Origin of the sequence: Pectobacterium sp. 1950-15 (assembly GCF_037136835.1) — a bacterium.
GTDB lineage: Bacteria > Pseudomonadota > Gammaproteobacteria > Enterobacterales > Enterobacteriaceae > Pectobacterium.
In genome coordinates this window covers 93,611-107,064 of the sequence record NZ_JBBBQR010000008.1, presented here as the reverse complement: position 1 = coordinate 107,064, position 13,454 = coordinate 93,611, and the positions used below count along the sequence as shown (strand labels likewise).

The window sequence follows — 13,454 nt, the reverse complement described above, 5'->3', positions numbered from 1 at the left end:
CTGAAAGCAGGAGAGCACGCTCGGCCTGACGGGAAACTCAAGCCTGATGCCTCTTCGATTGATAGATATCGGGACGCGTAATCGCCCAGACATAGTTTTCTTTGTTAACCGGAGAATATCCTGCTTTTTCATAGAGCCATGGCGCTGTGGATGTGACAAGCATAATACGCCGCAGTCGTTTAAGTACCGGATGGTCAAGGCAGCATTCCATTAACCAGCTTCCCAACTTTTGCTGCTGATATTCTTCCAGCACATAAACATCACAGAGATAACCAAAAGTCGCAAAATCCGTCACGACACGCGCGAATCCAATCTGCTTATCGTCAGTGAATAAACCGAAATTAAGGCTGTTAGTGATAGATTCCTGAACAGTGTCGATATCAATGCCTTCAGCCCAACTTGAACGCGTTAAATAACAATGTATGGCATGAATATCCAGTAGATCATTATTCGTCGTAACAACAAATTTCTGATTTTCCCATGTTAATACACGTGAGATATCCTTTTCACTGTCAGTACTCATTCGTTTACTTTCTCGATGTCATCTGAGTAGGGAACAGGCGCAACACCAACCGATGTTGCGCCAAAAAAGCAGGATAACTACAGCAGGATGCGCAGCATACGGCGCAGCGGTTCAGCGGCTCCCCACAGCAGCTGATCGCCGACCGTAAAGGCGGACAGGTATTCCGGCCCCATGTTCAGCTTACGCAGACGACCCACTGGCGTGGAGAGCGTGCCCGTTACCGCAGCAGGCGTCAGTTCACGCATGGTGATGTCGCGATCGTTCGGCACCACTTTCACCCAATCGTTGTGGGTTGCCAGCAGTTGTTCGATTTCCGGCAGCGCCACATCTTTCTTCAGTTTGATGGTGAACGCCTGGCTGTGGCAGCGCAGTGCGCCGACGCGTACACAGAGACCGTCAACAGGAATGACGCTGCTGGTGCCCAGAATCTTGTTGGTTTCCGCCTGACCTTTCCACTCTTCACGACTCTGGCCGTTATCCAGCTGTTTGTCGATCCACGGAATCAGGCTACCCGCCAACGGCACGCCGAAGTTATCAGTCGGCAGCGAACCGCTACGGGTCAGCGCTGTTACTTTACGCTCGATATCCAGAATCGCAGACGCCGGATCCTGTAGCTCTTTCGCCACTTCACCGTGCAGCGCGCCCATCTGGGTCAGCAGTTCACGCATGTGACGCGCACCGCCGCCAGAAGCAGCCTGATACGTCGCGGCAGAAACCCACTCCACCAGATTGTTAGCAAACAGGCCGCCCAATGACATCAGCATCAGGCTAACGGTACAGTTACCGCCGGCAAAGGTTTTGATGCCTTTATCCAGACCCTGCTGAATCACCCCGTGGTTAACCGGATCCAGAATAATAATCGCGTCATCTTTCATACGCAGCGAGGACGCGGCATCGATCCAATAGCCCTGCCAGCCACTTTCACGCAGCTTCGGGTAGACTTCATTGGTATAATCGCCGCCCTGACAGGTAATGATGATGTCCAGCGCGCGCAGTGCTTCGATATTATAAGCATCCTGCAACACGCCTTGATGACCGCCCAGCGCCGGAGCAGGTTCGCCGTGCTGAGAAGTCGAGAAGAATACCGGGTGAATCACATCAAAGTCGCGTTCTTCCACCATGCGCTGCATGAGAACCGAGCCGACCATACCGCGCCAGCCAATAAAACCAACATTTTTCATGGTAACTGTCCTGCTTTGGGGGTAACAAAAAGAATTGTGGCTAACGTCGATAGCGCCTGGTTATTGCTGACTCAGTGATCTGCGGCAGAGGTTGCGCGTGTCGTGTCGTAAACCCGTAAATAATTGTGTCATTCAGCCTTACAAAATGTACATCAAGTCGCAAGTGAATTTATTCGATAGTACGGCATTTTTCAGCAGTCATTCTAATATCATCGATCTGGCACAGGATAATCACGTTGGTCAGCCCGTGAAGATGGCCCAGGTCAGGAAACAAGGTTTCGGGAGTAAAAAACCAACATGACAGAAATGATCTCCGCAACGGTGCTGCTGTTGCTCATTATGGATCCACTCGGCAACCTGCCGATTTTTATGTCCGTGCTCAAACATCTCGACCCCAAACGCCGACGCGTGGTGTTGATCCGTGAAATGCTGATCGCGCTCGGGCTGATGCTGATTTTTCTGTTCGCGGGTGAACGTATTCTGGCGTTCCTGAATCTGCGTACCGAAACCGTCTCCATTTCTGGCGGTATCGTGCTATTCCTCATCGCGATTCGTATGATTTTCCCATCACAGGAAGGCAACAGCAGCGGTCTGCCAGCCGGTGAAGAGCCGTTTCTGGTACCTATGGCGATTCCTCTGGTGGCGGGGCCGTCGATCCTTGCGGCACTGATGCTGCTGTCCCACCAGTACCCTAATCAGCTTCCCCACCTGACGCTGGCGCTGTTTATTGCCTGGACGATCTCCTTCATCATCCTGCTGATGTCAGATGTGTTCTTGCGTTTGCTGGGTGAGAAAGGCGTGAGCGCACTGGAGAAATTGATGGGGTTGATTCTGGTTATGCTGTCAACGCAGATGTTCCTCGACGGCGTGCGTGCCTACATGAAGTTATAGCAACTCCGTTTCCCCCTGTGTCTTATGCATAAATGTGCAAATTATTATGGGGGTGACGTTATCTGGCGTAAAAATTATGCAGCGATGGGCATGACCACCGAGTGAGCGGCAAGGACGCCGCGAAAGGCTGTGCCACGCCGGACAAAAACGTCAGAGACGTTTTTGAACAGCACTTGTGCTGGCCCGAAGGGCGAGCCCCGTTTATGGGGCAAGTAAGCGCGTCACAGTCGGCTCGAAAAGTGGTCATGAACACCGATGGCACCGCGTAGCGGCATAATTTAGCCAGAAGCCAGGGGGTCATGGGGCGAGCGGCGTTTGAGCCGCCCCATGTCGGGCGCGTGCTATGAAGTAGCATGAAAATAACGACATTATCGCGCACGAAACCGTCTCTTAGTCGGCATAAAAATGTGACTAAAAGCCCCCCTCTGCAAGAAGGGAGCAAAACATATCAGAGGAAAATACTTCCCACTAACGCCAGCAGGAACGCAATGGTGCCGAGCAGCGTCTCCATTACCGTCCAGGTTTTCAGGGTCGTTTTCTCATCCATTTCGAGGAAACGGCTGACCAGCCAGAACCCGGAGTCGTTCACATGCGACAGCACCGTCGCCCCCCCCGCAATCGCCACTACGATAAAGCACAGGTCAAACTGGCTTAATCCCGTGGTCGCCGCCACTGTGGGTGCCATTAACGCCGCCGTGGTCGTCAGTGCCACCGTTGCAGAACCCTGCGCCACACGCAGTGCCATCGACACCACAAATGCAGCAACGATAACAGGCATGCCCGTATCTGCCAGCGCACCGGATAGCGCGTTGCCGATGCCGCTGGCACGCAGAACACCACCGAACATGCCACCTGCACCGGTTACCAAAATAATGGCGCAAATTGGCCCTAATGCCCCATCACAAACTTTTTCCAGATGCGCTCGGCTTTTGCTGCCGCTAAAGACCATCAGAGCAAAAAACACCGTGATCAGTAACGCAACAGGGGTTTTCCCTAGCATACGCAAGAACTGCACCACGCCGTTATCGCCACTCACCATCCCCATTACCGTCAACGTGTTTAGCCCGGTATCGAGGAAAATCAACACCAATGGCAGCAACAAAATACTCAGAACAACGGAAAAACGTGGTGGTTTAACGGTCGTATCCGTTTCAACAGCAGACAGGAAGCTCGAAGGCAGTTTGATATCAAATTTTTTCCCTGCATACAGGCCGTAGAGATACCCACCGAAGTACCAGGTTGGCAGCGCAATAAGCGTACCGATGATCACCAACAGCCCGATGTTAGCCCCTAACAATTCACTCGCAGCAACGGGGCCGGGATGTGGCGGTACCAAGGCGTGCATAGCAGCAAATGCGCCCGCAGCGGGAAAGGCATATTTTAATGTAGAACCGCCAAAACGCTTCGCTACGCTGAAAATAATCGGCAGCATAACAACCAGACCTGCATCAAAAAAGATCGGGAAGCCGAACAGCAGAGAAGCAACCCCTAACGCAAAAGGTGCACGATGTTCGCCAAATTTATTGATTAGCGTATCCGCCAGCACATTCGCACCGCCAGTCACTTCTAACAGGCGGCCAATCATTGCCCCTAGTCCAACCAGCAGGGCAACGGATGCCAGCGTACTACCGAAGCCACTCAGCAGCGTCGGCACAATCTTTTCGTAAGGTGTTTTTGTTACCAATGCTGTTACCAGACTGACGAGTGTCAGCGCCAGGAACGCATGGATTTTAAAGCGCATAATCAGCACCAGTAACAGTGCGACTGCGCCAGCGGCAATGGTCAACAACACACTGGCGCTATAGGCGGAGGTGATTTCTGTCATCGTTAATACTCTCTTTAGGGCACTCGGTCTGGGTTGGCTAATTGTTTGTGAGATGCATCACATCATCATTTGATACCGGTAACATGATACGGGTAACATGTTAAAATCAGGAACCATTAAGTACCATTTAATTTACATTTTGAGATAGAGATCAAATTATGTCAGGTCGAAGCATTATTCTGATGGGCGTATCAGGCAGTGGAAAATCCTCAGTTGGCGCTGAACTTGGCCGCGCCATTCAGGCAAAATTTATTGACGGCGACGATCTGCATCCGCGCGCGAATATCCAGAAAATGGCCAGCGGCACGCCACTGAACGATGACGACCGCGCGCCGTGGCTGGAGCGTCTTAGCGATGTCGCCTATAGCCTGGCACACAAAAACGAGACTGGCATCATCGTCTGTTCCGCGCTGAAAAAGCGTTACCGCGACCGCCTGCGCGAAGGGAACGAAAAGATGGTGTTTATCTATTTGAAAGGCAGCTTTGAGCTGGTTCTGGAGCGCCACAAAGCCAGGGCAGGCCACTTCATGCCGACGGAGCTGCTGAAAAGCCAGTTCGATGCGCTGGAAGAACCGGGCAGCGATGAACCGGATGTCCTGAAGATCGATATTGACGGCACTCGGGAAGACGTCGTACAGCGCTGCGTTGACGCACTGCGTGCAGCAGGCTAACGCAGCGGCTTAAAGGCTTTCGCCGTCCAGCACGGTAAAACCGACATCGACCATGCACTGCGCAACTGGCTCGCCCCGTAGACGAGCCAGCAAATGCTCGGTGCCGACACGCCCCATGTGCTCACGCGGCGTCAGTACGCTAGCCAGCTTCGGCACCATCGCCTGACCAATGTCGTGTCCGTGGAAACCCGCTACGCCAATATCCTCCGGCACGCGCAATCCCTGGCGCTGGCATTCAAACATTGCGCCGACGGCTAAATCGTCATTGGTGCAAAATACGCTATCGACCTGCGGGTATTCCGCCTGCGTCTGCCGCAGCAGTTCGCCACCGAGTGAATAGGAAGATGCCCGTTCGCTCATCACGCAATAGCTTTTGAGCCCGCTTTCCCACATCGCTTGTTCATAGCCCCGGCAGCGCATAATCGTACGCTCATCCTGCCGCGCCCCGAGATAGACGATATGACGGTGCCCCAGCGCAACCATACGCAGCGTCATCTGACGCGCGGCTTCAACGTTATCAAATCCGACAGCCATATCCAGACAGGGCGAGACGGAATCCATCAGTTCCACCACCGGAATGCCGGCGACATCCAGCATCTGGCGCGTTCGCGGCGTGTGGGTGCGTTCGGCCAGAATAAGCCCATCGATGTGATACGACAGCAGTGACGTCAGGCGCTGTTCTTCTCTGTCAGGATGATAGCCATAGTGCGCCAGCATAGTCTGGTAGCCGTGCGCTTCCGCCGTGCGTTCAATACCGCGCAATACCTCAGCGAAAACCTGATTGGTTAATGACGGCAGCAGCACCCCAATCGCCCGACTGGTGGAGCTGGCAAGCATATTCGGCGCGAGATTGGGAATATAGCCCAGCTCATCCAATGCAATAGCGATCTTTTCCTGCAACGCGGCTGACACCTGCGCAGGGTTACGCAAATAGCGGCTTACCGTCATTTTGGTAATCCCAACGCGGTCAGCAACGTCCTGGAGAACGGGTCTTTTTTTCTTCATCGTCGACTAAAATGCCTGAAAAACAGTAATCTAAGTCTAACAAAAAAAGCGTCAGGAAAGTAAAGGCTGAGGGGCATAATCTGAAGGATGAAATCAGGTCGTGACAAATAAAAAGCCCGCGTCCTTCCCTACGCAGGCTTTTCCATTCTTGCTTAGCCATCCTTATACTGGCGGCAAATCAAACAGCAGGATTTCGCTGTCCTCGCTGGCATGAACAGAGATCGCCGTTTCGTCCCAGACTGCGAACGCATCGCTGGTTTCCGCTTTCTGACCATTAATCTCTACCGTACCACGCACCACCTGAATCCAGACGCGACGGTCAGCCTGAATCTGATACACCGATTGCTCCTGCGCTTTCAGCGCCCAACGCCACAGCGTCATGTCCTGAAAGACTTTCAGCGAACCTTCACGCGCATCCGGGGACAGCACCAACTGGCGCCCTTGCTGCACATCAAAGCGCTTCTGCTCGTAGCGCGGCGTCAGCCCAGTTTTTTCCGGGATAATCCAGATTTGGTACAGATGCAGCGGTTCGTCCTTGCTGGCATTGTATTCAGAGTGACGAATACCGGTGCCCGCACTCATAATCTGGAATTCACCTGCTGGCACCTGCTCTTTATTTCCCATGCTGTCCTGATGCTCAACGGCACCGGATAAAACATAGGTCAGAATTTCCATATCTTTGTGCGGATGTGTGCCAAAGCCCTGCCCGCCTTCGATAACGTCTTCATTAATGACGCGCAGTGCCGAAAACCCCATGAAATCAGGATCGTAATAATCGGCAAAGGAGAACGTGTGCCAGCTGTCGAGCCAGCCGTGATTCGCATGTCCGCGATCTTGCGCTTGACGTAAATAGATCATGTTATTTCCTCCCGCGTTTTTGATAAGGAAAGTGTAACGGGCGGTGGCAAATAAGATAGCGCAAAAAACTCACCGCTCTGTTCGAAAAATCAGAACAGGATGACGCCTTGAGAAATAAGCATTGAGAAATGACGGAACCAGAGATAACGCCAGTTCCGTGTTCGGTTATTACTTAACAACACCTAACGCTGTCGGATCGGGATATAACATCATCCACCGACCATTATCATTGCTAACGCCCGCTCCCGTCGCTGAAATTTGATAGGTGTCAGGATCCATAATCAGGAAGCGCTTATTCGACACAGCCAATAACGTTCCATTACCGTTGCCGGAATCGGTATAAATAAAGGATTCGCTGTCGGTTATGTTGTTGGCAGATGCAACTAAATGCCCATCAGCGGTGGCAGAAATATATTTCCCCGTCTGTATCGAACGGAAAGCGAATTTGTTTTGATTAAGGTAAACCGCCTGAATCCCACTATTTACCGACGGATTGACCCCATTTACGGTAATTGGCGCGGACTCACCCATGACGGCAGCCAGCGTTCCCGTGCTATCTTTATTCAGAGATTTACTGACGGACTGCAACACAATATACATTGTGTCGGATGAAGATGAATCTGTCGCATTGATTAATCCTTCATAGGAAGGATGATCAAAATAAAACTTACCTATCGGCATACGACTGATAACTTCTTTCGTGTAAGGCAGTTGAGTTTCAGACACACCGGCCGCGGTGAATAAGCTGAAAATGCCACGATATATTGGCCTGAATTCGCCACGAAATGCAGAAGAGATGGTCAGACCGGGGATCCATGAACGCCCTTTTCCCATATCCGCAAGCGTATAACCTTTACCAGGAATCGGCGTATAGGGCACCGAATATCCCAGATTATATTTCGCTGTATATTCCGCTGCCTTAACAAGCGGATAGCTATTATTCGGGTAGCTCACCATATCTGCACCGCTTGTCTGATATTGACGCTGGTTATAGCCAATTTGTGCCGCCATCACTAATAAGCCTAATCCCCCTTGCGCATGCGCCTGATCGCGGCCACTTTCCTGCAATTGGCCATTCTCATTTTGTACATAATGGATAACCGAGCCGTTACCCTCACCCTGCTTAAAATACGTTACGGCATTATCATATATTTCAGAATCATTCAGCCAGACGCCTAAGCTCAGGTGAAATAGCGTGTCAGCCGCGTCCCAATTGCCATTAGCCCAGCCGCCATTTACCTGACCATACGTGCGGGTCAATGGGTAAAATACGCTGGTCATCATTTTACTAAATTGCGCAATATCAGCCGACGACCAACCGCTGCCGCTATAGCGCAAAATTTCAGCCGCATTAAGCAATTTATAGCCATAAAGACTGGCGGCCAGCTGTGCGTCGTTGCCTTTAATTGCCGTTAATGTCGTTGACCAGCCGTTAAGAATTTTTATCGCCGCATTAGAATAAGCGGGGTTCTTTGTCATCGCCCATTCAATCGCCAGCGACAATGCGGCGGAAGCACTATTCTGTAACTCGCCATTTCCCACATTTCCATTGGTAGGATCGTTCCGGTATACCACCGCTTTTGGCGTAACCGAATACGTGGAGCTTGCCAAATAGTGAGATTGCAGCCGTTGCCAATCCGTATACCAAGGGGCTTGCTTATTATCGACCCCCGCTTTCATTCGCTCCAGATCGGCCTGCGTATAAAGCATGCCCGGGTGCAGGAAGGCTTTATCATTGACGGCCGCGTGGCCTACTCTTAGGCCGCTTAGAAACAGACTCAACAACATAATTATTAAGAAAAATGCGTTTTTTTTCTTACTCAAGCAGCTATCCATAAACAGTTTCCCTTTTATCGATTGATTTCTATGGCGGTGCGATACCCGGCCGTTTTTCCAGAACGGTATCATCAATAATCGATCGACAGGGCAATCACCAGCACGATGTATCGGTAAACACCAAAGAATGGTTTATGACGGTGGATTAAGGGGGAAGGCTTTCGGAAGGTCTGAGACGGGCAGTCTGGGCGTTCGACAGGCAAAAAAAAAGCCAGCACCCGAGCTGGCTAAATAATACTGGAAGCAATGTGAGCAATGTCGTGCCTTCACAGGGAAGCCGAATCGTCATGAACACCATCAGTAATTAACACAGGCACATGACATCGTTCCCCGGAACGCACAGCAATAATAATCATTATCATTCGCAGTTGTAAAGTGCTTTTTGCGATAAATTCTTATTCTCAATACGAGCTGTATAGCGGCCCATTTTTCGCCCTCTGCTTCTTACTCTGGCTGCGCTAATGACCTCGCCAACAGCGTGATGGGGTGTTCACACCGTTTGCTGGTCGACATCTCAATCTGCCATTTACAGGTTTCGCAGTCCGTTACCACGATATCGACGCCGCTCTCTTCAATCTGCTGGAACAGCGGTGCGCCAATGCCTTGCGACGTGGCGTAATTCTCTTTCTTGAAACCATAGGTGCCAGCAATACCGCAGCACTGGGAATCCAGCATCACCAGTTCAAGACCGGGGATGCGTTGCAGCAGCGCCAGGGTATACGCCGTCCAGCCCATCCTCTCCAGATGGCAGGGCGTGTGATACGCCACCCGCAGCGGTAATTTACGCAGCGGCAACGTTCGCCCTTCTTCTTCCAGCAGGCGATAGAGCTGGCGCGTTACCAGTTCGATGCCGTCGCGCACGTGGCCGTTATCCACGCCCAGCAGATGCGGGTATTCATCCCGCAGCGTGAACGTACAGCTGGATGACGTCGCGACCACCGGTAGGGATTTCTGATTGATTGCCTCATCCAGCGACGTGATATTGGCGTGCGCCTGCTTTCTGGCCTTGTCGTGAAAACCATTGGCGATCAGCGGTACGCCGCAGCATTTCTCTTTATTCAGCAACTGGACGCCAATACCCATCGCGTTAAAGACCTGTACCAGATCTTTACCCAACTGTGGATGGTTATAGTTCACATAGCAGCCGTGGAAGTAAGCGACCTGCTCATCATAGGCCTGCTGCTTTGCCGCCTGCTGACGATACCAGCGCCGGAAGGTACCAAACGAATATTTCGGCAACTGACGACGATGGTCGATTTTCAACGCCTTATCCAGCAGTTGGCGCACCGGCTTCAGGCTGGTAGCCGTATTAACCAGCGGTGCAAACGGCGTGGCAATCGACCCCATAAGATCGGTATGGCTCAGAATCGCGTCACGCAATGTCGGCTTGTGGCTGCTGTGCGTCGCTTTCGCACGCTGAATAATGTCGCCAATTTTGACATCTGACGGGCATGCGACTTCACAGCGTTTACAGTTGGTGCAGTATTTCAACGCGTCATCGTACAGTGCCGGGTCTTTACGCCGCAGGCGTTCGCCGTCCGGTCCAGCCTGTTTCGGGCCGGGATAAAGCGGGTTCACGCGCGATACCGGGCAGTACGTGGTACAGACCGTACACTTGATACAATCTTCAAAACTGTTATCGCTAAGCAGGCTCATGGGTTGCCCTCCTTCAAAATCTGTTCGGCAACATGAAGGGCGCTAAGCAAGGACACCCCGGCGCCACATCCCTGCGCAATCGGGTCGAAGCCTTCCAGCACCGCGCCGATGGCGTACAGATTGCCGATCGTTTCGCCTCCAATACACGGGTGGAGGTGTTCATCGACGATCGCTCCAAACTGCATATAGGGCTGCGGCGCGAACACGTCCTGCTGGCTCCAGCCTTCGCGCTGCTCCGCAAACCGAACATCCAGCCCAAAGACGGGCTCTGTCACCCGATCGAATTGCGTCACCAATCCGTTACTGAAGAAGCTGCCGCTCGCTAGCACCGCGTGCTTCGCCCGCAGCGGAATATCGCGGTGATGGTGGCTATGGACGGCAATCTCCTGCGCCGACAGCGATGCACGCACCGCGCGGTCGCCCGGCATCACCATGCCACCCAGTTGACGAAAGCGCTGCGACAGCGCCTGATGCAAGCGCAGTCCAAGAACTGACGGTGGTAAGGTCGGCAACAGCAGCACCGGTTTACCTAACGCCTCAGCGAGTTCACCCACCACCTCGGGGCTATCCAATCCCAGACAGGCGGGCATGATGATGGCATCGTTACCGTTGGCCAGAAGCGACAACTCCTCCACCAGCGCAGCGCGGTTTTCCGGCCGGTCGAGCACGCGGGCGATATTTACCGCACGGAATTCACTGGGGTTTTGGCGTAACCGATCCAGAACCGGCAGCTTGAGGTCATCACTGCGCGCCGCGATCCCCTGCGCCTGAAGCGTACCGGCAACAATTCGGGACTGAAAATCCAGAAAACCGTCGATACCGGCAATAAGCGGGTTATCACCAAAGCCGGAATCCGGCAGGCCACGCGTGACGCCATCAACCGGGCTCAGCCAGCATGCGCGAAACTTGCCTAACGGCGTCATGCGCCAGTGGTTCTGCTGATAGCTGCCCAACAGGGAGATAGTGCTGCGCTCCAGCAATGCTTCAACCTGTGGCAACAGTGCGGCAACCGCCGCCGCTCCCATACGCGAATAAGGGTGGTGAGGGGCCTGACGCGCCAGCGCATCCAACGCCTCAAGCGGCTGGTTCACGGGCTGGCCGTCAGGGAGATGGGAGAGTAAATCCAGCGCACCGGAAGAAAAATGCAGCGCATTCTGCCCGGCGCTGACAATCGCGCAGCGTTTTCCCTGCTCCGCCAAGCGAATACCGCAGGTCAGCCCCGCGAGCCCTCCGCCAATAATTACAACGTCATAGCGCATGGCGATCCTCCTGACTGTCGCTGGCCGTCAGGCCGCACAAACCCTGATAAATCCAACTGGTAAACTCGCTTTCACGCAGGGCATTGCCCCACGCGACCGGGCGAATGCCTTTCCAGCGTTCGTTCAAAAACTGGCTGAGCTGCGTGAGCGACTGCTCCGGCGTCGCAGTACCCAGACGGCACAGCAGACCCGCTGCACGACAGGCGCACAGTTCACCCTGACAGGTGCCCATGCCAACGCGAGTACGGCGACGCAGGTCAATCAGGTTATTCACCTGCAATGATTCCACGGCGTAGCGCACTTCTCCCGCCGTCACGGCTTCACATTCGCACACCAGACTGCGATCAAGACGCTCACCAGACAGCATTCTTCCGGCTCGTTCACCGTGGCGATAAATTGCCGAACCGCGCAGCGGCGCGGAGAGCGGTTTCGCCGCAGGATAAGCTGACAGAGCGTGAGGGGCGGTTTTCACCTCATCCAGCGACTCAGAGCCGGGCAGCGGCGTCTGTGCCGTCGAGCAGGCCACGTCATGACCCAGCTTTTTGCAGATGGCGTCCGTCACCCACTCCGCCATCAGACGGTAGGTCATCAGCTTGCCGCCGGTGATGGTAATAAACCCTTCCAGCCCGTCGCGGCTGGCATGGTCGAGCAGCACAATGCCGCGGCTTACGCTACGCCCGCTGGGGTCACTGTCGTTGGCAACCAGCGGACGGACGCCAGCATAGGCACGCAAAATTCGCGTGCTTGCCAGCGACGGTGCCAACATGGAGCCTTCCCGCATCAGCGTTTCCACCTCGGCAGGCGTCACCAGCATATTGTCGATTTGGTCGTAGTCGATGTGGGTTGAGGTTGTGCCAATCAGCGAAATGGTATCGCCCGGCACCAGAATGTCAGCATCCGCCGGTTTACGGCAGCGGTTGATCACCATGTTGTTGATGCGGTGCCCAAGAATCAGCAGCGCACCTTTTGCCGGAAACATACGCACGCGCAGATCGGCATATTCCGCAATGCGTTGCCCCCAGATACCGCCAGCGTTGACGACCACCTGTGCGTATATTTCTGTTTCTACACCTTTTTTATGGTCGAAAACGCGCACGCCAGTAACCCTATCGCCCTGACGAATCAGCCCGATAACCTCGTGATAGGTCAAGACTTCCGCACCGTGCTCGCAGGCATCGATCATGTTGGCCGCCGTCAGGCGAAAAGGATCGACAGAACCATCTGGCACGCGTACCGCGCCAATCAACGCCGGATTAGCTGCTGGCTCCAACCGCAGCGCTTCCTGTGGGTCCATCGCTTGAGCACGAATACCTGCCTGCTGGCAGGAGGCAATAAACTGCGCCTGCCAGCCAAGATCGTCTTCCGGCAAGGTGATGAACAGACCATCGGTTGGTTCAATACAGTGGCGGGCAATCCGCCGGAGAATCTGATTCTCTTCAATGCATTCGCGGGCAGACTCGCCATCGGTAACCGCATAGCGGGCGCCGCTGTGTAATAGGCCGTGATTACGTCCGGTTGCCCCGGTCGCAATATCATAACGCTCAAGCAGCAGGCAGCGCAGTCCGCGCAGGGCACAATCCCGTGCAGTTCCTGCCCCCGTCGCACCACCGCCGATGACAACCACGTCAGTTTCACGCCAGTTCTCGTTTGTTCGCATTGTGTTCTCGCTTAAGGCGGAGGAGATATATGTTGCTATTGGGACACAGAAAGAAGGGTTAATGTTTGATAAAGAGCAAAAACGAACACTAA

11 protein-coding genes are annotated in these 13,454 nt (G+C 53.6%); 2 read left to right on the top strand and 9 right to left on the bottom strand.

Annotated elements, in window-relative coordinates; all coding sequences use genetic code 11:
- Positions 1–37 precede the first annotated feature (37 nt).
- Entirely contained in the window at positions 38–523 is a 486-nt protein-coding gene (locus tag WCT94_RS11125) for a GNAT family N-acetyltransferase (RefSeq protein ID WP_336869611.1), read from the bottom strand.
- Positions 524–600: 77 nt separating this feature from the next.
- Positions 601–1,704: an aspartate-semialdehyde dehydrogenase gene (gene asd / locus WCT94_RS11120; RefSeq protein WP_180743315.1), complete on the bottom strand. Its 1,104-nt coding sequence runs from the start codon at positions 1,702–1,704 to the stop codon at positions 601–603.
- Between the two features lie 297 nt (positions 1,705–2,001).
- On the opposite strand from asd, the gene WCT94_RS11115 reads away from it, so the two are divergent.
- Positions 2,002–2,595, top strand: a complete 594-nt coding sequence (locus WCT94_RS11115) for a YhgN family NAAT transporter (RefSeq protein WP_014916905.1) — start codon at positions 2,002–2,004, stop codon at positions 2,593–2,595.
- A 448-nt stretch (positions 2,596–3,043) separates the two neighbouring features.
- Here the strand turns inward: WCT94_RS11115 and WCT94_RS11110 are convergent, their stop codons facing one another.
- The gene (locus WCT94_RS11110; RefSeq protein WP_336869610.1) at positions 3,044–4,420 is read right to left on the bottom strand and encodes a GntP family permease; all 1,377 of its coding nucleotides are present in this window, start codon (positions 4,418–4,420) and stop codon (positions 3,044–3,046) included.
- Between the two features lie 158 nt (positions 4,421–4,578).
- On the opposite strand from WCT94_RS11110, the gene WCT94_RS11105 reads away from it, so the two are divergent.
- Positions 4,579–5,091, top strand: coding sequence for a gluconokinase (locus WCT94_RS11105; RefSeq protein ID WP_336869609.1), 513 nt, complete (start codon positions 4,579–4,581; stop codon positions 5,089–5,091).
- Between the two features lie 9 nt (positions 5,092–5,100).
- On the opposite strand, the gene gntR is transcribed toward WCT94_RS11105, so the two are convergent.
- The 6 genes from gntR to glpA all read right to left on the bottom strand — a co-directional run bounded on the left by gntR (position 5,101) and on the right by glpA (position 13,362).
- Positions 5,101–6,096, bottom strand: coding sequence for a gluconate operon transcriptional repressor GntR (gntR, locus tag WCT94_RS11100; protein WP_336869608.1), 996 nt, complete (start codon positions 6,094–6,096; stop codon positions 5,101–5,103).
- Between the two features lie 162 nt (positions 6,097–6,258).
- Positions 6,259–6,954, bottom strand: a complete 696-nt coding sequence (locus WCT94_RS11095; protein ID WP_180743768.1) for a pirin family protein — start codon at positions 6,952–6,954, stop codon at positions 6,259–6,261.
- Between the two features lie 168 nt (positions 6,955–7,122).
- A complete protein-coding gene (locus tag WCT94_RS11090; protein ID WP_336869607.1) occupies positions 7,123–8,862 on the bottom strand; it encodes an alginate lyase family protein in 1,740 nt (579 codons plus the stop codon).
- A gap of 372 nt (positions 8,863–9,234) precedes the next feature.
- The gene (gene glpC, locus WCT94_RS11085) at positions 9,235–10,446 is read right to left on the bottom strand and encodes an anaerobic glycerol-3-phosphate dehydrogenase subunit GlpC (RefSeq protein ID WP_336869606.1); all 1,212 of its coding nucleotides are present in this window, start codon (positions 10,444–10,446) and stop codon (positions 9,235–9,237) included.
- Complete coding sequence (gene glpB / locus WCT94_RS11080) at positions 10,443–11,705, bottom strand: glycerol-3-phosphate dehydrogenase subunit GlpB (protein ID WP_336869605.1); 1,263 nt, start codon at positions 11,703–11,705, stop codon at positions 10,443–10,445. The genes glpC and glpB overlap by 4 nt, the downstream gene beginning before the upstream one ends.
- Positions 11,695–13,362, bottom strand: a complete 1,668-nt coding sequence (glpA, locus tag WCT94_RS11075) for an anaerobic glycerol-3-phosphate dehydrogenase subunit A (protein ID WP_336869604.1) — start codon at positions 13,360–13,362, stop codon at positions 11,695–11,697. Before glpA ends, glpB begins: the two co-directional genes overlap by 11 nt.
- Positions 13,363–13,454 lie beyond the last annotated feature (92 nt).

Coding starts and splice junctions, on each gene's coding strand:
- WCT94_RS11125 (WP_336869611.1), bottom strand. CDS start 523: ATGAGTACTGACAGTGAAAAGGATATCTCACGTGTATTAACATGGGAA.
- glpB (WP_336869605.1), bottom strand. CDS start 11,705: ATGCGCTATGACGTTGTAATTATTGGCGGAGGGCTCGCGGGGCTGACC.
- WCT94_RS11095 (WP_180743768.1), bottom strand. CDS start 6,954: ATGATCTATTTACGTCAAGCGCAAGATCGCGGACATGCGAATCACGGC.
- WCT94_RS11105 (WP_336869609.1), top strand. CDS start 4,579: ATGTCAGGTCGAAGCATTATTCTGATGGGCGTATCAGGCAGTGGAAAA.
- gntR (WP_336869608.1), bottom strand. CDS start 6,096: ATGAAGAAAAAAAGACCCGTTCTCCAGGACGTTGCTGACCGCGTTGGG.
- WCT94_RS11090 (WP_336869607.1), bottom strand. CDS start 8,862: ATGATACCGTTCTGGAAAAACGGCCGGGTATCGCACCGCCATAGAAAT.
- WCT94_RS11110 (WP_336869610.1), bottom strand. CDS start 4,420: ATGACAGAAATCACCTCCGCCTATAGCGCCAGTGTGTTGTTGACCATT.
- glpC (WP_336869606.1), bottom strand. CDS start 10,446: ATGAGCCTGCTTAGCGATAACAGTTTTGAAGATTGTATCAAGTGTACG.
- WCT94_RS11115 (WP_014916905.1), top strand. CDS start 2,002: ATGACAGAAATGATCTCCGCAACGGTGCTGCTGTTGCTCATTATGGAT.
- glpA (WP_336869604.1), bottom strand. CDS start 13,362: ATGCGAACAAACGAGAACTGGCGTGAAACTGACGTGGTTGTCATCGGC.
- asd (WP_180743315.1), bottom strand. CDS start 1,704: ATGAAAAATGTTGGTTTTATTGGCTGGCGCGGTATGGTCGGCTCGGTT.